The sequence below is a fragment of the Macrococcus epidermidis genome (assembly GCF_024205965.1).
GTDB lineage: Bacteria > Bacillota > Bacilli > Staphylococcales > Staphylococcaceae > Macrococcoides > Macrococcoides epidermidis.
The window spans coordinates 1,250,476-1,270,213 of sequence record NZ_CP073819.1; the positions used below are offsets into that span (position 1 = coordinate 1,250,476).

Below are 19,738 nucleotides of genomic sequence, written 5' to 3' on the forward strand. Positions count from 1 at the left end.
AGACAGTAATTTATTTTACAAAAAAAGCATGAGGAATTTCCTCATGCTTTTTATTATTGACCTGGCATCGGCTCGATAAATCCATCATTAGATGAAGGTGGCTCAGGTGTTGCCGGTTGTGTTGTAGCCGGTTGAGTCGTCGTCGGTTGTGTTGGTCTTGGTGTTGTCGTTGGTGTTGTTGGACGTGTTGTCGTTGGTGCTGTCGTTGTCGGTGTCGTTGGTCGTACAGTCACTGTCGGTGTTGATGGTCTTGTCGTTGGTGATTGTGTTGCAGGACGTGTCACAGCAGGTTGAGACGTACTTGATGCTGGTCTTGATGTAGAAGTATTTGAACTGGTATTACTGTTAGATGTGTTACTAGATGAATTGCTTGATGATGTTGAACGACTTGATGCAGTTGATTTTTTCTTTGATGACGTTTTAGTAGACTCTTTTTTAGAATCGCTTTTACTTTCAGAAGTAGATTTTTCAGTTGTATCATTACTTTCTGATTGTGTTTCTTTATCTGTATCATTGGAAGCAATTTCTTTATTATCTGCTTCTTCAATATCATTTTTACTGTTTTTCTTTTTATTTTTACCGCGTTCTTTTGCAGCTTTGATTTTTTCAAGTGCAGCTTTAGATTTATTTTTGTCTGTTACCTTTTTATCTTCGTCAGTTGATTCTTTATTTTTCGTTTCAAATGCAACTTTTGCTTTATTGACTTCTGATTCATCACGTGCATCTTTTCCACACGCTGCTAACAAGGATACCGATAAAAGTGAAGTCATCGATAATAAGAGATATTTATTTTTCATAGCAAGTCCTCCTGTTAATGTAAATATAGCATTTTTTTCTTAATTTGAACATGATAATCTTCTGATTGTTTAATGTATTTGGTGTGATAAATATTAATGAAATAGACTCAAGATTCTATGAATGTCACATTTCGTTCAAAATCTTAGCATTAAGATGCGCAAATATTTGATAAAATGATTGAGAATGGAGGTTGATTATGGGAGATATTACGATAGCCGTTGCTTTCGGCGCTGGTATACTTAGTTTTATTTCACCGTGTGTTCTGCCGATTTATCCTGCATTTTTATCTTATATTACTGGTGTAAGTTATAATGATCTAAAAGATAATAAAATGGATAAAAAAGCCTTATTACACACTGTATTCTTTTTAATTGGTTTTTCTATTGTCTATATTTCGTTAGGCGTGGGATTAGGTTTTGTTTCAGATTTTCTACAGTCGTATGATAATACGATTCGTATGGTTGGAGGACTACTATGTATAATATTTGGTTTAGTGGTACTAGGCATCTTCAACCCACAGTTTTTAATGAAAGATCGTAAATTTGAATTTAAGAATAGACCGACCGGCTTTATCGGAACGTTACTGATAGGCATTGCATTTGCGGCAGGCTGGACTCCATGTATGGGTCCGATTATCGGAACTATTTTTTCTATGGCAGCTGTTAATCAATCGTTAGCGCTGATCTATATGATTGCCTATGTTCTTGGATTTTGTATTCCATTTTTCTTATTGACATTCTTTATCACAAAAATTAATATATTAAAGAAATATAGTCAGATAATCACTAAAATTGGTGGAGTAATGATGATTATTATGGGATTGTTATTATTCTTTGATAAGTTAACAGCAATCACCCAATTTTTTAGTTAGAAAGAAGGATGGATATGTATTTTGTGATATCGATGCTCGTAGCATTATTTATGGGTACGGCAGTTATTATAGTTAGAATGAAGGCTCAAAATTATCCCACAAATGTTAAGAAAATTATTCTTCCACCGTTTTTTATGTCTACGGGAGCGTTGATGTATGTAGTACCTTACTTTCGATTGACACCGATGGAAATATTAGAAGCGGTTGTCGTCGGAATGTTCTTTTCGATTTTCTTAATCTATACTTCTAACTTTGTTGTTAAAGATAACTTAATTTATATGAAACGATCGAAGTTATTTCCGCTCATTTTAATTTCTTTACTGATTATTCGTAGTGTGATGAAATTTTACTTAAGTAGTACGATTCATCCAGGTGAATTAGCTGGTATGTTCTTCTTACTGGCATTCAGTATGATTGTGCCATGGCGTATTGCGATGTATATTAAATATAAGAAGTTAGAGCGCACTTTAATTAAAGATTGACATAAAAATAAGCCGGGTAGTGAATGATCACTGCTCGGCTTATTTTTGTTTTTCAGTTTTCACTATTTCTGAATGATCAAATATAGAGAATTTTTGTTTCTCATCATCCGCATACTTAAAGTAATCTTCGTAGGGCGAATAATCAATTCCTAATTGATTGAGTTTCTTTTTCATAAAAGGGTGATCACGTTTTGGTGTAGCGATGATGTATCCGCGTAATATATGATCAAGTTCTATACTTTCGGCTTGTTCGTCTAACGCAATTTTTGAGATACGTCCTGCGATACGTTCTTTTGCAACATCACGAAATAGTTCCGGTACAGGAGAAACCAGTTCATTGAGTAAACTTTTAGCATCATCTCCCCAGAGTGGTAAAGCTTTATTAATGTAATAATCCTGCCAGTCAAGCTCACTTTTACCATCTTCTTTTGGCATACGCTTTAAAAATTTACGGAACATAAAGAAACCACCGATTGCCAGCATAGAAATAAAGAATACTGTCCATAAGAAAATAAATATCATAAACCAGTCGTTCATGTCGTTCACCTCTAAACACATTATATAGAACTAAAAAATATGTGTCTATCTAATAATCTTTATTCGATATATAAAGTGTAAAGGAGGTGAGAACATGTTAAAAGAAGTTGTATTAAATCTTATGTATGTTACAGGTGTAAAAGAAGATGGTAAAGAAGTATTTAAGACAAGACGTTTTAATCAAGTGCGTATGGATTTGCTTGATAGTGATTTACAAAACTTTGCAACATTAATGTCTGAATTGACTGGTGAAGATTATGTAAAGATTGATAAAGTTGAAACGAAAGCAGTGATTTAATTATTAGCGGGAGGAATAAATGATGAAAAGCTTACAAATGAACTTTTTAACGGATACTGGAAAAAACTACACATTTACAGTGAATCAGCCGAAACAGGATTTGACACGTGAAACGGTATTATCTGTAATGGAGAGCATCGTCAATAGTAAATATTTTATTACGACAGCAGGTGTTCCAGTATCGATAAAATCAGCAAAATTAGTCGATAAAGTTGAAACGATTCTTTTTGATTTAGAGGAAAAGTAATAATAACATATTAATAAATGCATACTTGTTGAATATACCATCGGCACATCCCTATATCAGGGATGTGTTTTTTTGTATAATAAATGCTGAGGTGAAAAAGTATGAAGATAATGCATATCGCAGATTTACATATTGGACGAACAATCAATCAGTTTTCTTTACTAAATGATCAGCAGATGATTTTAAATCAGCTCATAGAACGAATTGATGAAGAGAGCATAGATGTACTTGTCATAGCAGGTGATATATATGATCGTTCAATACCATCAAAGGAAGCAATGCAGGTATATGAGTCATTTTTACTATCAGTAAATGTAGATAGAAAAATTCCGGTGCTCGCTGTAAGCGGAAATCACGATGGTGCTGAACGTTTAGGTCATGCAAGAAATTATTTTAAGCAGTTCCAATATTATCTTTCAACTACGATTGAAGATAGTTTAACACCTATAATCATTGATGGTGTTCATTTCTACTTAGTCCCTTATATTGATCCGGCATATGCCCGTCAGTATTTCAATGATGAATCGATAAGAACGCATCAGGATACATATCAGAAGATAATATCAAACATAGAAAACAATATGGATAAAAATAAGAAAAACATATTGATCAGTCATCTATTTGTTGCTGGTGGTGCGGTAACAGAATCTGAAAGAGAACTCGTTATCGGGACTGTCGAGCATGTGAATAAATCATTATTTGATGAATTTGACTATACGCTGCTCGGTCATCTGCATACACCAGACGCAATAAAAGATGAGAAAGTTTTTTATAGTGGGAGTTTAATGCGTTATTCTTTCTCTGAAATTGGCCAACGTAAGGGTTATAGAATATTTGATTTAAATGAAAATGTAGTAAATTTTAAACCTCTAAAATATGAAAGAGATTTAGAGGTTGCACAAGGAACGTTTAATGAGGCGATGCATTTACAGCTTAAGTGTAATCAGCATGCATATTTAAGGCTTGAACTTAGTGAGATGGAAGCGGTTAATGAACCGATGGCTAAATTAAAACAAATTTATCCGAATTTACTCGAATTAAAACCGATATTGAAAGCAAATAATACATTTACGATGAGTAAGGATGTTACAAGTCTAAATACAATGGATCTCATAGCGACATTCTATCAAGAAATGACGGAAGAAACGTTAAATGATCAACAAATTGATACGCTTCATTCATTACTGACAGCAGGAGGTGATTCAGATGAGACCTAATACATTAACGTTAAAAGCATTTGGTCCTTTTAAGGAAGAAACAATCGATTTTAAAAGCCTTCAAAATCATCAGCTGTTTCTAATCAGTGGTAAGACCGGTGCAGGAAAAACGACGATATTTGATGGGATGATGTACGCATTATTTGGTGTCGCGTCGACGAGTGATCGTGAGGAATCAAATTTAAGAAATATAAATGCACAGGATGATGAACCCACAGAAGTTATCTATAACTTTTATATGCAGGGCAAACAATATGAAATTTACAGAGACATACCCTTTATAAAAAATGGTAATAAGACGAAGAAACCAACTCAGCTCAATGTTTATGAAATCGATGCAAACGAGAAACGATTGCTAGCATCTGGACTGACTGCTGGAAAAGAAAAGATAAAAGATATTATAAAGCTGGATGCCCATCAATTTAGAAAAATTTTTATATTACCACAAGGTGAATTTAAATCATTACTTGTCTCGGGATCAAAAGAAAAGTCAGATATATTACGTACACTTTTCGATACGACGAACATTCAAAAGTTGTCTGCACAACTGCGAGAAAAAGTTCAGCAGGATCAAAAAGAAATGCTGGCATTAGAATCTGAAATAGGTGTCCAGTTTGCCATGTTCAATGGACTAATCGATCAAAATGGGGCAAAAACTTATACCGATAAACGTGATGCAATTCAATCTGCTTTATTAACGATGAATGATGAAATTAAAAAGTCTAAAGAAACGCTTGAAATTAAACGTAATTTGTTAAAGGAAAAAGAGAAAGAAGTAAGTGACGCAGAAATTTTAAATGATAGTATCATACAATTAAAGGAACATGAAGCGGAACGTATTCGTTTAATGGAAAACGAAAAAAATATTAATGACAAGCAAAATGATTTAAAATACCTTATTCAGTTTGATCATTATAAGATGATTGAAAATGATTTATTTTCTCATATTAAGAAAAGAGAAATAGTAGAACAAAACATAAAGCGCCTTAACATTCAATTTCAGGAAATAGAAAAAAGGTTGAAAGTATTACGTAAGCAACAAGAAACATTTCAACAAAGTTATGAAGATATCACTGAAAAGAAAAAATATGTTGTTCAAAATGAGAGTTATACACATTCAAAATATAAAAATTTACAGCAAGATATTCGTAAAAGTAAAGAAAAAATAACCACTTTAACAAATAAGATTGAATCAATACAAGAAAAAGTAAATGATGCGCAAAACTATGAAAGAGAAAAACAGTTGATACAAACGCAAGTACTTGAAAATGATTCAAAAATTACCACACTGGACAATACAATCACAAAAGTTAAGATGCAGATTGCTACATTATCAAAAATTATACAACAATTAGACCGTTTGCTATCAACTAAGGAATCCTATCAAAATATCGATGAATCAATAAAATCATTAAAAAGTAAATTAAATGATTTACAAAGTAGTGAGAAAGTACAGGATGTTGAACAAATAGAAAACATCAAATCTCAATTAAATGTTGGGGATAAATGTCCGGTTTGTGCGAATGTTATTCACAATCTAGATGATACATCACATATAGAAGCACATAAATACCAAATAGAACTAGAACAAATGAAACAACGTCAGCAAAAATTGAGTACTTCTATTGAAATTTACATAAATGAACTTGAAAAAATTCCATCAATTACTCATATTCATGATGAAGATAAATCGAAATTTAATACAATCGAAATTGGTGCATTAAATGAATGGATTGATAATATAACAATCGAAAATATAGGTAATGCAGTGTATTTGGCATTACAGGAACAGGTACAAGCTAATATTAAGGTACTTTCTCATGATATAAAACGTGCAGATAATGAACTTCTGGAACTAACAAATGTTAATTTAAAGTATCAAGAGCAATTACATACGCTTGACGCAGCACACGATGAAACAGTTCAATTTGTTGAATCACTTAAATCAATTCAAGAGGAAGTTACTGTGGTCGAGAAACAATATCACACAGACGCATCTGATTTTTCAAAGTTTCTGCAAGATACGAATACGGATAATCACGAGTCATTTATCAAACGATTCAATACCTATAAAAATGAAATCTCAACTTATGAATCGTCCTTTGAACAATGTAAAGATAATATCGCACAAGACGAAAAAGAAAAACTGGTTATTCATCAAAATGTTGAGAGTTTGAACAGACAAAAAGAAGAAATCGTTCAATCAATTCAACTTTACAATGAAAGAATAGAACAATATCAAATCCCTGAAGCAATTAAACTAAAGTATACTGATAAAAATATTAGTGTTATTATTGAACAATTTGAGAAAGAAATTAAAGCGTTCCATGATAAGCGACTTACACTATCCAATGAAATAGATCGATTCAATCAGATTATTGACAATCGTAAATCACCTAATCTGGATAATTTGCATCAGGAACTAGAAACAATGAGAGAAATGATAGATGAACTGGTTTCAAATGTTGGTTCTATGCAGGAGAAATATCAGAATTATACAAACCAGTTTATAAAGCTTGAAGATAGACTTACTTATTATGAATCAACAATGAAAGATGTAAGATCACTTGTATTATTGAGCGATGCTTTAAATGGAAATAATGCTCAGAAGATAGATATTGAAACTTATGTATTAATGTATTATCTGGAACAGACATTGCTATTAGCTAATAATCGACTAAGACAGATGACGGGTAATCGTTATGAGTTACGACGTCGTGCTGAAAAGCGAGGTGGTGGCAGACAAGGCCTTGTTATAGATGTATTTGATTATAATGCGAATAAAACGAGAAATATATCTTCATTGTCTGGAGGAGAGACGTTTATTGCCTCATTATGCCTAGCATTAGGCTTATCAGATTTTGTGATGCAAATTTCTGGGGGGATTCATCTGGAATCTGTGTTTATTGATGAAGGTTTTGGAACGTTGGATGATGAAACTTTAGAAGTAGCAGTTAACGCATTAATCGATCTGCAAACATCAGGTAAACTCGTTGGAATGATTAGTCATGTACAATTACTCAAAGAAAGAATACCAGCAATATTAAAGATTGAGTCGAACGGTTTTGATAGCAGTGCCACATTTATCATTCAATAATTTCAGGAATCTTAAAAATTGTAATAATTATGACAAAACTTTCGTTGTATTCATATACTCATTACACCTATTATTTGTTATATTAATGTTTGATAAATAGGAGGGAATTATGAAAAAATTACGAATTTTTACAATTATTTTAACTACTTTATTTATTTTTGCGGCTTGTAGTAATTCAAGAATAGTACCGAAGTCTTTATTTGGGAATACCATTACTGAATTTTCAGGGACAAATGAAGAAGGTAAAGCAATTTCTGAGAAAGATTTGAAAGGCAAAGTCTGGTTAGTAGATTTTATCTTTACTAACTGTAAAACTGTTTGTCCACCGATGACTTATAATATGAGTCAAGTTGCAGATGAACTGAAAAAAGAGGGTGTATCTCCTAAAGACTACGGAATTATTAGTTTTAGTGTGGATCCAAAGAAAGACACGCCTGAAAAATTGAAAAAATATATTAATCAGTATAATCCGCCAAAAGGTGTGTGGACAGCTGTTACTGATTATGATGAAAAGTTCATCCGACAGTTTGCAGAAGAGAATTTTAAAACGATTGTCGTTCCACCGACTGCTGACAATGATCAGGCGACACATGGTACATCGTTTTACTTAGTTGACCAAAATGGTGTAATTATGAAAGATTATGCAGGAAAAGATACTGGAGATAAAAAATTTCCGAAAGCAGAAATTGTTGAAGATGTGAAGACAATGATAAAAGAAGGACCTTATAAAAAGTAAAAAAGATAAGAAAAAGAGATTGCAATCGCAATCTCTTTTTAATATTATTTAGAACGCAATAAATCTCTAATTTCAGTTAATAATACAGTATTTTCTTCTACTGCTTCCTCAACTTCTTCAACATCGCTCTTACGTGTTAATTTATTGATTAATTTAACGAATAAGAAGATGGCTGCGGCAACGATTAAGAAATCAACGATAGATTGAATGAAGACACCATATTTAATACCTTTATAAGCCCAGTTTGATGCGAAATCAGTATCACCAAAGATAAGACCGATTATTGGCATAATAACATCTGCTACTAATGAAGATACGATTTTACCAAATGCTGCACCGATTACCACTGCAACTGCTAAATCAAGAACGTTTCCTTTAATAGCAAATTCTTTAAATTCTTTTATTAATGACATGTATAGTCACCTCCTATAATAATTCTATTTTACAATCAAAAATATAAAAAATCAATCTCTATTTATTTATTATATTAATTTTTATTAAATTTTTATCATTTTACAAATAATATTTCTTTCAATTATAAATAATAAGTATATTTGAAATGAGGTGATGAGAAATAAAATTTTTAGATTATAAAGAAATAGCAATGAAAACGATTTAAATTTTTCATTTTGATATTTTCTTAATATTTATTTATTTGAAATTAACTTTTCTCTTTGTTATACTATAGACTGTTTTTAATAATTAGAGAGGAGTTTTTTAATGAAAGAAGGTAGAAAATTAACACCTGTATTTTTTATTGCACTATCTTTAGTGGCCGTTACAGTGATTTTAGGTATTACTATTCCAGAAGAATTTAGTAAAATAACAGGTAATATTAACCAATGGATTTCTAAATATTTTGGTTGGTATTATGTTATGGTGACTTCTATATTTGTCTTTACATGTTTATTCTTAATATTAAGTCCGATCGGTAAACTTAAATTAGGTAAACCAAAGGATAAACCTGAATTTAGTACAATCTCATGGTTTGCAATGTTATTTAGTGCAGGTATGGGGATCGGTTTAGTCTTTTATGGTGCATCAGAACCTTTAAGTCATTTTATTACCTCACCTGTTGCTGAACCAGAGACGGATGAAGCGATGAAAGATGCATTTCGTTATACATTTTTCCACTGGGGATTTCATGCGTGGGCAACATATGGCGTTGTAGCGCTTGGACTTGCATATGCACAATTTAGAAAAGGTGAACCAGGATTAATTTCAAGAACACTACGTCCTGTGTTAGGGAATAAGGTTGATGGATGGATTGGAACAATCATTGATGTACTTGCAGTATTTGCAACAGTAGTAGGGGTTGCAGTTTCACTTGGTATGGGTGCTCAGCAGATCAATGGTGGTTTGCATTATCTCTTTAATATTCCAAATACATTTAACGTGAAATTAATCATTGTTATTATCGTTACAATATTATTCTTGATAAGTGCGTGGAGTGGCTTATCAAAAGGTATCCAAATTTTAAGTAATGCAAATATTACGCTCGCAACATTATTATTATTTGCAGTATTATTTTTAGGTCCAACAGTATTAATTTTAAATATGTTTTCAACATCAATCGGTAATTTATTACAGAATTTCTTAAGTATGAGTTTTGATGTTGCGCCACTTGATAAAGATAAACATGACTGGATGAACAGCTGGACAATTTATTATTGGGGCTGGTGGATGAGCTGGAGCCCATTTGTTGGTATCTTTATCGCACGTGTTTCAAAAGGAAGAACGATTCGTGAATTTTTAATCGGTGTATTACTCGTTCCTACTATTATCAGTGCACTATGGTTTAGTGTGTTTGGTGTAACAGGTATTGAAGTATTCAAGGATGTTCCGAAAATTGGTGAAATGGTCGTTGAAACTCAATTGTTTGCAATCTTTGAACATTTGCCGATGGCGATGGGCTTATCATTGATAGCTTTATCATTGATTTGTACTTTCTTTATAACGTCAGCAGATTCTGCGACGTTTGTATTAGGTATGCAGTCTACAAACGGCTCTTTAGAACCAGCAAACTATATTAAAGTGATTTGGGGTGTTGCGCAATCTTTAATCGCGCTTGTGTTAATTTATGCAGGTGGACTTTCTGCATTGCAAAGCGCAGCGATCATTGCAGCTTTCCCATTCTCATTTGTATTAATGTTGATGTTAGTTTCTGTCTATAAAGACGGAAATAAAGAAAGAATGAGGCTTGGGTTAACGTTGAAACCTGATAAAAAGTTTAGAAATAAAACTTATGAGGTCAATCCTCAGAAAAATAAATAATAGTAAAGACAGTTCAGGTTATTTTACTTGAACTGTCTTTTTATCATAAGTAAAACTTATAAACTGGTATAGCTTATTTGGAATGTGATAATATTTACTTCTCATTCTATTTTGATTAAAATAGGGTTGTAAAGGCTTTAATAATCTTTAGGGGGAACGAATATGAATTCAAATTTACAACAAACTGCAAAACAGACATTTGAATTAAATGGTAAATCGTACACGTTTTATAGTTTAAAATCATTAGAATCATTAGGTTTAGGAGAAATTAAAAATTTACCTTATTCTATTCGTGTATTACTAGAATCAGTGTTACGCCAATATGATGGTCGTGTAATTAACGAGGATCATATTAAGCATTTAGTAAAATGGGGCAAAAAGAATGATCCAAACGCTGAAGTGCCGTTTAAACCATCACGTGTTATTTTACAGGACTTTACTGGTGTGCCTGCGGTCGTTGACTTAGCATCACTTCGTAAAGCAATGGATGACGTTGGTGGAGATGTTACGAAGATTAATCCGGAAGTACCTGTAGATTTAGTAATTGACCACTCTGTACAAGTGGATGCCTATGGTAATGAAACTGCATTAAAACGTAACATGGAGTTAGAATTTGCACGTAACAAAGAACGTTATCAATTCTTAAACTGGGCGACAAAAGCATTTGATAACTATCGTGCGGTTCCACCAGCAACAGGTATCGTACATCAAGTAAACTTAGAATATTTAGCGAACGTTGTTCACGTACGTGACGTAAATGGTGAACAAGTTACTTTCCCTGATACATTAGTAGGTACTGACTCACATACAACGATGATCAATGGTATCGGTGTACTTGGATGGGGTGTAGGTGGAATTGAAGCAGAAGCGGGTATGCTTGGTCAACCATCATATTTCCCTGTACCGGAAGTAATTGGTGTAAAACTGACGGGAGAACTTCCTGAAGGTGCAACTGCCACTGACTTAGCGTTACGTGTGACACAGGAATTACGTAAAAAAGGTGTTGTCGGTAAATTTGTTGAATTCTTCGGCCCAGGTGTAGTGAACTTACCACTTGCAGACCGTGCGACAATTGCTAATATGGCCCCTGAATATGGTGCTACGTGTGGTTTCTTCCCAGTTGATGAAGAAGCTTTAAATTATATGCGTTTAACAGGTCGTGATGAAGCACATATCCAGCTTGTAAAAGAATATTTAGTAAAGAATGACATGTTTTTTACAACAGATAAAGAAGATCCTACGTACACTGATACATTAAATTTAGATCTTTCAACTGTGGAAGCTTCATTATCAGGACCGAAACGTCCTCAAGATTTAATCAAACTTAGCGATATGAAAAAAGAATTTGTGAAATCCGTTACTGCTAAAGCGGGCAATCAAGGTCATGGATTAGATAAAGCTGAATTTGATAAAACTGCATCGGCTACACTTGCTGATGGTAAATCCATCACAATGAAAACGGGAGATATCGCAATTGCGGCGATTACATCTTGTACAAATACATCAAACCCTTACGTGATGTTAGGTGCTGGATTAGTTGCTAAAAAAGCAGTAGAAAAAGGATTACAAGTGCCTGCTTATGTGAAAACTTCATTAGCACCGGGTTCTAAAGTTGTTACAGGATATCTTGAAGATTCAGGATTACAAACGTATCTTAATCAATTAGGATTTAATACTGTCGGTTACGGATGTACGACATGTATCGGTAACTCAGGTCCGTTATTACCTGAAATTGAAGAAACAATTTCAAAAGAAGATTTATTAGTAACCTCTGTATTATCTGGTAACCGTAACTTTGAAGGTCGTATTCATCCATTAGTGAAAGCAAACTACCTTGCTTCACCGCAACTTGTTGTGGCATACGCGTTAGCTGGTACTGTTGACATCGATTTACAAAATGATCCGATCGGTAAAGGTCACGATGGTAAAGATGTATTCTTAAAAGATATCTGGCCAACGATTGATGAAGTTAAAAATGAAGTTAATGCTGTTGTAACACCAGAATTATTTAGAAAAGAATATGAAAATGTCTTTAATTCAAATGAAATGTGGAACCAAATTGAATCAACTGATCAACCTTTATATGATTTTGATCCGACATCGACATATATTCAAAATCCTACATTCTTCCAGGGATTATCTAAAGAACCAGGAAGTATTGCACCACTTAAAGATTTAGCGGTTATGGGTAAATTTGGTGACTCAGTTACAACTGACCATATTTCTCCGGCAGGTGCTATCGGTAAAGATACACCAGCAGGAAAATACTTAAGAGAAAATGACGTTGAAATCCGTGACTTTAACTCATATGGCTCTCGTCGTGGTAATCATGAAGTAATGATGCGTGGTACATTTGCAAATATCCGTATTAAAAACCAAATCGCACCAGGTACAGAAGGTGGATTTACAACGTATTGGCCAACGGGTGAAGTAATGCCGATTTTCGATGCTTGTATGAAATATCAGGCAGATGGTAAAGGATTAGTCGTGTTAGCTGGAAATGACTACGGTATGGGTTCTAGTCGTGACTGGGCTGCAAAAGGTACTAATCTTTTAGGCGTAAAAACAGTGATCGCTCAAAGTTACGAGCGTATTCACCGTTCTAACTTAGTGATGATGGGTGTATTACCTTTACAATTCTTAAAAGGTGATTCTGCAGATGCATTAGGGTTAGATGGTTCTGAAACATTCTCAGTTGAAATCAATGAAGGTATCAAACCACGTGATGAAGTGAAAGTTACTGCAGTGAAAACTGATGGAACTGTTGTTGAATTCAATGCTTTAGCACGATTTGACTCAGAAGTAGAATTAGATTACTACCGTCATGGTGGTATTCTACAAATGGTTTTAAGAGATAAGTTAACGCAATAAAAATAATTGACCTATGAATTAAAAATTCATAGGTCTTTTTTTAGTACCAAGTACTAAACATTTGGTACAATAGAGTTATCATTTATAAGAAGGTGGATAATTTGTATTATACAGAAAAAGAAATAGAAGTGCGTTATGCAGAAACAGACAAAATGGATGTCGTTTATCATGCAAATTATTTAATATGGTTTGAAGTTGCTCGAACAGATTTTATTGCAAAAGCTGGATTCAGCTATGCAGATATGGAAAAAGATGATCTAATTTCACCTGTATTAGATGTAAATGTAAAATATAAACGCTCAATTACTTATCCTGAAAAGATAACAATCAAAACATGGATACATGCTTATTCAAAGTTAAAAACTGTCTATGCTTACGAAGTGATTAAAGAGAATGGGGAGATTGCTGCCACAGGACAAACAACACATGTCGTACTAAAAAAAGGTAGCGATCGACCAATACGATTAGATCGCTATTATCCAGAGTGGCATGCCAAGTATCTGGAGTTTGTTGCAATGGGTGAACTTTAAAATATACAAAAGTAGCCGGGTCAATATTGACCCGGCTTTTTTGGAGCTATTCTATATTTAATTTCATCATTTACTGCCACAACATTCATCGTGTCATCTTTGTAATACCATAGATCCGTTTCTTCAACAAAGTAGACGAGTCCACCTTTTTCATCCTGATAACCGACATTTTGTAGTTTATCAACCATAAATCCTGGTGAATAGCCTTGTTTTAATTGAAATGAGCCACCATAACGAATAAAAAACTTTAAACCTGAACCTTCTGGGAAATCAAATTCTGATTTAAACCACTCAACTGCTGTATCATTTAAATTTATCTGCATGATAAACCTCACTTCTTCTTAAAATTTATTTTAGGTTCTGAACCGTTCATGATACGTTCTATATTTGATTTATGTCTAACGATGATAACAATCATAATGATAAACGATACAACCATTAAAATTTTATCATCAAAAAATAGTGAACCGATAAAATTTGTGATACTTGTTAGCATACTTGTTAGTGACACCATTTTCGTTGTAAACAATAAACTAAAGAAGATGACAGCAATGATTAAGAATAGCACCGGATTTGTACCAAGGATCACACCTGCACTTGTAGCAACAGCTTTGCCACCTTTAAATTTTAAGTATATTGGATATACATGGCCGATAACTGCTGCAACACCGATGATAATGGGATGAACATTCTGATTAAATATAACTGGGAATAGTGCGGGAATCGTACCTTTTAAAACATCAAAGATCGTTACGAATATTCCTGCCTTCTTACCGAGGATTCTAAACGTATTCGTTGCACCTAAATTCCCACTGCCATGTTGTCTAATATCTATATTGTAAAATAATTTACCAATAATTAATCCTGTAGGGATACTACCGATTAAATATGCTGCGATTAACATCATCGCGATAACCATAAAATCTCTCCTTATATTAGCAGGTACTAATAGTTATTCATAAAATCATACTATTATTATAGCTTATTCAGATGAAATAGAAAATAATTATCGAAATTCCATCGCTATTATTTTAATTCATCTATGATAGCCCGTACCGTTTTTATAATGTTTATGATAAAGTTGAATAGAGCACAACTATTTACTACTATAAATATATTATGTAAACTTTTATGTTTTTGTATAAATACTTGCAAAAATATAGGGATTAGATAAAATAGTGAATGTGTATAAATTAAACGAACGTATGTTTGTAGGGGGTAATATTTTGCCGAAAAATCAATATAATGATGAATCGATACAAGTTTTAGAAGGTTTAGAAGCAGTTAGAAAAAGACCTGGTATGTATATCGGTTCTACTGACACAAGAGGGCTTCATCATCTTGTATATGAAATTTTAGATAATTCTATCGATGAAGCGTTAAATGGTCATGGTAATAAAATAGATGTGATATTGAATGAAGATGATTCTGTAACAGTAACAGATAATGGGCGTGGGATGCCGACAGGTCTGCATAAGACAGGTAAACCGACACCTGAAGTAATTTTTACTGTATTGCATGCCGGAGGTAAGTTTGGACAGGGTGGATATAAAACGACAGGTGGTCTACACGGTGTAGGGGCCTCTGTAGTAAATGCTTTAAGTGAATGGTTAGAAGTAACGATTCATAATAATGGTAAGATTTTTAAACAACGTTTTGAAAGTGGTGGTGTGGCTGTAACTACTTTAGAAGAAATAGGGACATCAAAAAAAACAGGAACGCGTGTAACATTTAAACCGGATCCCTCAATTTTTAAGCAAACGACGAAATTTAACTATGAAACGTTAAGCGAGCGTCTACGTGAGTCAGCATTTTTATTAAAAGACTTACATATTTCAATCACGGATAATCGTGTAATTCCGGAACGTCACGATGATTTTTATTTTGAAGATGGCTTAAGTGATTTCGTGAAATTTGTTAATGAAGGTAAAGAAACCTTACATGAAGTGGCGCATTTCAGCGGTACATCAAATGAGATTGAAGTGGAAGTTGCCTTCCAGTACAATGATCAGTATTCAGAGACGATACTTTCATTTGTTAACAACGTACGTACGAAAGATGGCGGGACACATGAAGTTGGTATGAAGACAGCGATGACGCGTGTATTTAATGAATATGCGAGAAAGATTGGTGAATTAAAACAAAAAGATAAAAATCTGGACGGTAATGATATTAGAGAAGGTATGACTGCGATTATCTCTGTTAAGATTCCAGAACATCTTTTACAGTTTGAAGGTCAAACGAAATCTAAGCTTGGGACAAGTGAAGCAAGAAGTGCAGTAGATGCGATGCTTGCTGAACAGCTACCGTATTATTTTGAAGAGAATGGTAAGCTGAGCCAGATACTTGTGAAAAAAGCTGTAAAAGCAGCTCAAGCAAGGAATGCTGCACGCAAAGCACGTGAAGAGGCTAGAAATGGTAAGAAAAATAAGCGTAAAGAAACATTATTGTCAGGTAAATTAACACCTGCTCAAAGTAAAAATACAGAGAAAAATGAACTATATTTAGTAGAGGGTGACTCTGCCGGCGGTTCTGCTAAACTAGGACGCGATCGAAAATTTCAAGCGATACTGCCATTACGTGGTAAAGTCATTAATACAGAGAAAGCTAAGCTTGAAGATATATTAAAGAATGAAGAGATCAGTACGATTATTCATACGATCGGTGCCGGTGTCGGCAACGACTTTAATATTGAAGATAGCAATTACAATAAAGTGATTATCATGACAGATGCAGATACAGATGGTGCACATATCCAGGTATTATTACTTACATTCTTCTTTAAATATATGCGCCCGCTTATTGAAGCAGGAAAAGTTTATATAGCGTTACCACCTTTATATAAAGTTTCAAAAGGTAAAGGTAAAACAGAAGTGATTGAATATGCATGGACGGACGATGAATTAAAAGATGTACAGAAAAAAGTAGGTAAAGGATTTATTTTACAGCGATATAAAGGTTTAGGTGAAATGAATGCCGATCAGCTTTGGGATACAACGATGAATCCTGAAACGCGCACATTAATTCGTGTTGAAATAGATGATGAACTAAGAAGTGCCAAACGTGTATCAACATTAATGGGTGATAAAGTTGAGCCACGACGTGACTGGATTGAACAAAATGTTGAATTTGGTATGCAGGAAGATGCCAGTATACTTGAAAGTGATGAGTTATTGTTACTTGAAAGTGATGAGTTATTGTTACTTGAAGAAGAAGAGGATGTTGCTGTGATTAAAGATGTAGATTTATCTGAAGGAGGTATAGCGTAATGCAGGAAAATATACAAAGCTTACCTTTAGAAGATGTTATAGGTGATCGATTTGGACGCTATAGTAAATATATAATTCAGGATCGTGCAATACCAGATGTCAGAGACGGCCTAAAACCAGTACAACGTCGTATTTTATTTGCGATGCATGCTGAAGGTAATACTTATGATAAGAACTTCAGAAAAAGTGCTAAAACAGTAGGTAACGTTATCGGTAATTATCACCCACATGGTGATACTTCAGTATATGATGCCATGGTCCGTATGAGTCAGGACTGGAAATTACGTCACGTCCTCGTTGAAATGCACGGTAATAACGGTAGCATCGATAATGATCCTCCTGCAGCAATGCGTTATACAGAAGCAAAATTATCTAAACTTGCCAGTGTATTATTACGTAATATTAATCAGGATACTGTTGATTGGGTACAAAACTTTGATGATACTGCAATGGAGCCTATGGTGCTACCTGCAAATTATCCTAATCTATTAGTCAATGGGTCAACAGGTATCTCTGCAGGTTATGCCACTGATATACCACCACATAATTTGAGTGAAGTAATCGATGCCACATTAATGATCATCGATAATCCTAATGTTACTACTGAAGAAATTATGACAGTCATGCCAGGACCAGATTTTCCGACAGGTGGTATTATTCAAGGTAAGTCAGGTATAAAACAAGCATATGAAACTGGTAAAGGTAAAGCGATTGTACGTGGTAAAGTTGAGATTGAAAAATTACGTGGCGGCAGAGAAGAGATTGTTATTACTGAAATTCCTTTTGAAGTGAATAAAAGTACGCTTGTTAAACGTATTGATGAATTAAGAGCTGATAAGAAGATTGAAGGCATTCTTGAAGTTCGTGATGAAACAGATAGAAATGGTTTGAGAATTGCCGTTGAGCTTAAGAAAGATGCTAATGCAGAAGGTATATTAAACTATTTATATAAAAATACTGATTTACAAGTTGCCTATAACTTTAATATGGTAGCAATCAGTGACAGACGCCCAAGTCTTTTAGGTGTCAAAGCGATGCTACAAAGTTATATCAAGCATCAACAGGAAGTTATTTTACGTCGTAGTCAGTTTGAGCTAGATCAGGCTAAAAAACGAATGCACATTGTTGAAGGTCTCATTAAAGCATTGTCGATTTTAGATGAAGTGATTGAAACGATTCGTCAGTCTAAAAACAAAAGCGATGCAAAAGAAAATTTAAAAACTAAATATGACTTTACAGAAGCACAAGCTGAAGCCATTGTGATGTTACAGTTATATCGTTTAACGAATACGGATATCGTGCAATTAGAAAATGAACATGATGAATTAAAGGCAACTTTAGAAAAGCTTGAAAAAATCCTTAACGATAAAAAGCACTTAATGTCGGTGATTAAACGTGAACTTAAAGCTGTACAAAAAGACTTTAGTGAACCTAGATTAAGTACTATTGAAGACGAGATTCAGGAAATTAAGATTTCTAAAGAGATTTTAATTCCTAGCGAAGAAGCAATTGTAAGTATTACGAAAGACGGTTATATTAAACGTACTTCACCAAGAAGTTTTGGAGCAAGTGGATTAAATGAACTCGGAACTAAAGAAGGAGATTCAATACTTGATTATAAAGAGAGTAATCTGCAGGATGTACTGCTTGTGTTTACAAACTTAGGGCACTATATCTACATACCAGTTCATCAGTTACCTGATGTGAAATGGAAGGAACTTGGTACACATTTATCACAAATTGTCCCACTCACGCAAAATGAATATGTTGTAGGAATGATCAATGTTACTGACTTTAATCAGGAACAAAGTATAATGATAGCGACACAAAATGGAATGATTAAAAAGACATTGCTTAATGATTTTAATGTGACACGTTATTCAAGACCGATTGTCTGTATGAAGTTAAAAGATGATGATCAGGTAATTACTGTACAATCTATCACAGGTGAAGAACATATACTTGTAGTTACTCAAAATGGTTTTGCATTACATTATTCCTTAGCTGAAATCAATAATATTGGTATTAAAGCTGCGGGCGTAAAATCAATTAATCTTAAAGATAATGATAAAGTTGTTTCAACTGAAATTCTTTATCCGGAGAGTGATCTTATTATTGCGACGCAACGTGGGGCAATGAAAAAGATGAAAATAGATTTATTTGAAGAAAGTAAGCGAGCGAATAGAGGCGTTGTTATCTTAAAAGAGCTCAAATCTAATCCGCATAAAGTAGTTAATGCATATATCATAACCGATGATTTAAACTTTACATTATCTGCTTCAAATGAAACATATCAGTCTAATACAAAAACGATACGTAATGCTGATCGATATACAAACGGTAGCTTTATCGTAGATGAAAAAGAATTTGGACAGATTGATGCATTTAATCTTATGATTGCTGATGAGTAAGTATTAAATTTTACGGTTAAATATTGTTTGATAGCTTATTAATATATAATAAATAAATTTATATATAAAAAAATAAAAATTGAAACCTTCATATTCTATG

The 19,738-nt window shown here is 33.6% G+C and carries 17 protein-coding genes; 12 read left to right on the plus strand and 5 right to left on the minus strand.

What is annotated here, in order from left to right:
• Positions 1-53: 53 nt before the first annotated feature.
• Positions 54-797: a hypothetical protein gene (locus tag KFV12_RS06545; RefSeq protein ID WP_254256354.1), complete on the minus strand. Its 744-nt coding sequence runs from the start codon at positions 795-797 to the stop codon at positions 54-56.
• A 197-nt stretch (positions 798-994) separates the two neighbouring features.
• On the opposite strand from KFV12_RS06545, the gene KFV12_RS06550 reads away from it, so the two are divergent.
• Positions 995-1,669: a cytochrome c biogenesis CcdA family protein gene (locus tag KFV12_RS06550; protein WP_111714805.1), complete on the plus strand. Its 675-nt coding sequence runs from the start codon at positions 995-997 to the stop codon at positions 1,667-1,669.
• A 14-nt stretch (positions 1,670-1,683) separates the two neighbouring features.
• A complete protein-coding gene (locus KFV12_RS06555) occupies positions 1,684-2,151 on the plus strand; it encodes a CcdC family protein (RefSeq protein WP_111714807.1) in 468 nt (155 codons plus the stop codon).
• A gap of 39 nt (positions 2,152-2,190) precedes the next feature.
• Here KFV12_RS06555 and KFV12_RS06560 read toward each other — a convergent pair whose 3' ends face one another.
• On the minus strand, positions 2,191-2,688 hold the full coding sequence (locus KFV12_RS06560; RefSeq protein WP_111714808.1) for a DUF2621 domain-containing protein: 498 nt from the start codon (positions 2,686-2,688) through the stop codon (positions 2,191-2,193).
• A 94-nt stretch (positions 2,689-2,782) separates the two neighbouring features.
• Here KFV12_RS06560 and KFV12_RS06565 point away from each other — a divergent pair, with 94 nt between their 5' ends.
• The 5 genes from KFV12_RS06565 (at position 2,783) to KFV12_RS06585 (ending at position 8,283) form a co-directional block, all read left to right on the plus strand.
• Positions 2,783-2,986 (plus strand): DUF1659 domain-containing protein, encoded by a 204-nt coding sequence (locus tag KFV12_RS06565; RefSeq protein ID WP_111714810.1) that lies wholly within the window; start codon positions 2,783-2,785, stop codon positions 2,984-2,986.
• Positions 2,987-3,008: 22 nt separating this feature from the next.
• Entirely contained in the window at positions 3,009-3,233 is a 225-nt protein-coding gene (locus KFV12_RS06570) for a DUF2922 domain-containing protein (RefSeq protein ID WP_170122445.1), read from the plus strand.
• A gap of 101 nt (positions 3,234-3,334) precedes the next feature.
• Positions 3,335-4,450: an exonuclease SbcCD subunit D gene (locus KFV12_RS06575; protein WP_254256355.1), complete on the plus strand. Its 1,116-nt coding sequence runs from the start codon at positions 3,335-3,337 to the stop codon at positions 4,448-4,450.
• Complete coding sequence (locus KFV12_RS06580) at positions 4,440-7,547, plus strand: AAA family ATPase (protein WP_254256356.1); 3,108 nt, start codon at positions 4,440-4,442, stop codon at positions 7,545-7,547. Before KFV12_RS06575 ends, KFV12_RS06580 begins: the two co-directional genes overlap by 11 nt.
• 109 nt (positions 7,548-7,656) lie before the next feature.
• Complete coding sequence (locus KFV12_RS06585; protein ID WP_111714816.1) at positions 7,657-8,283, plus strand: SCO family protein; 627 nt, start codon at positions 7,657-7,659, stop codon at positions 8,281-8,283.
• Between the two features lie 44 nt (positions 8,284-8,327).
• On the opposite strand, the gene mscL is transcribed toward KFV12_RS06585, so the two are convergent.
• Positions 8,328-8,696, minus strand: a complete 369-nt coding sequence (gene mscL, locus KFV12_RS06590) for a large conductance mechanosensitive channel protein MscL (RefSeq protein ID WP_111714818.1) — start codon at positions 8,694-8,696, stop codon at positions 8,328-8,330.
• 307 nt (positions 8,697-9,003) lie between these two features.
• On the opposite strand from mscL, the gene KFV12_RS06595 reads away from it, so the two are divergent.
• The 3 genes from KFV12_RS06595 to KFV12_RS06605 all read left to right on the plus strand — a co-directional run bounded on the left by KFV12_RS06595 (position 9,004) and on the right by KFV12_RS06605 (position 13,958).
• Positions 9,004-10,557: a glycine betaine uptake BCCT transporter gene (locus KFV12_RS06595; protein WP_254256357.1), complete on the plus strand. Its 1,554-nt coding sequence runs from the start codon at positions 9,004-9,006 to the stop codon at positions 10,555-10,557.
• A gap of 162 nt (positions 10,558-10,719) precedes the next feature.
• The gene (acnA, locus tag KFV12_RS06600; protein WP_254256358.1) at positions 10,720-13,428 is read left to right on the plus strand and encodes an aconitate hydratase AcnA; all 2,709 of its coding nucleotides are present in this window, start codon (positions 10,720-10,722) and stop codon (positions 13,426-13,428) included.
• Positions 13,429-13,529: 101 nt separating this feature from the next.
• A complete protein-coding gene (locus KFV12_RS06605; RefSeq protein ID WP_111714823.1) occupies positions 13,530-13,958 on the plus strand; it encodes an acyl-CoA thioesterase in 429 nt (142 codons plus the stop codon).
• Positions 13,959-13,978: 20 nt separating this feature from the next.
• Here KFV12_RS06605 and KFV12_RS06610 read toward each other — a convergent pair whose 3' ends face one another.
• On the minus strand, positions 13,979-14,281 hold the full coding sequence (locus KFV12_RS06610; RefSeq protein ID WP_239242715.1) for a HesB/YadR/YfhF family protein: 303 nt from the start codon (positions 14,279-14,281) through the stop codon (positions 13,979-13,981).
• 8 nt (positions 14,282-14,289) lie between these two features.
• Positions 14,290-14,877, minus strand: coding sequence for a glycerol-3-phosphate 1-O-acyltransferase PlsY (plsY, locus tag KFV12_RS06615; RefSeq protein WP_254256359.1), 588 nt, complete (start codon positions 14,875-14,877; stop codon positions 14,290-14,292).
• 307 nt (positions 14,878-15,184) lie between these two features.
• Between plsY and parE the strand changes: the two genes are divergently transcribed.
• A complete protein-coding gene (gene parE / locus KFV12_RS06620) occupies positions 15,185-17,227 on the plus strand; it encodes a DNA topoisomerase IV subunit B (protein ID WP_254256360.1) in 2,043 nt (680 codons plus the stop codon).
• A complete protein-coding gene (parC, locus tag KFV12_RS06625) occupies positions 17,227-19,638 on the plus strand; it encodes a DNA topoisomerase IV subunit A (protein WP_239242718.1) in 2,412 nt (803 codons plus the stop codon). Before parE ends, parC begins: the two co-directional genes overlap by 1 nt.
• Positions 19,639-19,738: the final 100 nt, after the last annotated feature.

Coding starts and splice junctions, on each gene's coding strand:
- KFV12_RS06610 (WP_239242715.1), bottom strand. CDS start 14,281: ATGCAGATAAATTTAAATGATACAGCAGTTGAGTGGTTTAAATCAGAA.
- mscL (WP_111714818.1), bottom strand. CDS start 8,696: ATGTCATTAATAAAAGAATTTAAAGAATTTGCTATTAAAGGAAACGTT.
- parC (WP_239242718.1), top strand. CDS start 17,227: ATGCAGGAAAATATACAAAGCTTACCTTTAGAAGATGTTATAGGTGAT.
- KFV12_RS06545 (WP_254256354.1), bottom strand. CDS start 797: ATGAAAAATAAATATCTCTTATTATCGATGACTTCACTTTTATCGGTA.
- KFV12_RS06575 (WP_254256355.1), top strand. CDS start 3,335: ATGAAGATAATGCATATCGCAGATTTACATATTGGACGAACAATCAAT.
- KFV12_RS06570 (WP_170122445.1), top strand. CDS start 3,009: ATGAAAAGCTTACAAATGAACTTTTTAACGGATACTGGAAAAAACTAC.
- KFV12_RS06565 (WP_111714810.1), top strand. CDS start 2,783: ATGTTAAAAGAAGTTGTATTAAATCTTATGTATGTTACAGGTGTAAAA.
- KFV12_RS06585 (WP_111714816.1), top strand. CDS start 7,657: ATGAAAAAATTACGAATTTTTACAATTATTTTAACTACTTTATTTATT.
- KFV12_RS06595 (WP_254256357.1), top strand. CDS start 9,004: ATGAAAGAAGGTAGAAAATTAACACCTGTATTTTTTATTGCACTATCT.
- acnA (WP_254256358.1), top strand. CDS start 10,720: ATGAATTCAAATTTACAACAAACTGCAAAACAGACATTTGAATTAAAT.
- KFV12_RS06555 (WP_111714807.1), top strand. CDS start 1,684: ATGTATTTTGTGATATCGATGCTCGTAGCATTATTTATGGGTACGGCA.
- KFV12_RS06560 (WP_111714808.1), bottom strand. CDS start 2,688: ATGAACGACTGGTTTATGATATTTATTTTCTTATGGACAGTATTCTTT.
- KFV12_RS06550 (WP_111714805.1), top strand. CDS start 995: ATGGGAGATATTACGATAGCCGTTGCTTTCGGCGCTGGTATACTTAGT.
- KFV12_RS06580 (WP_254256356.1), top strand. CDS start 4,440: ATGAGACCTAATACATTAACGTTAAAAGCATTTGGTCCTTTTAAGGAA.
- plsY (WP_254256359.1), bottom strand. CDS start 14,877: ATGGTTATCGCGATGATGTTAATCGCAGCATATTTAATCGGTAGTATC.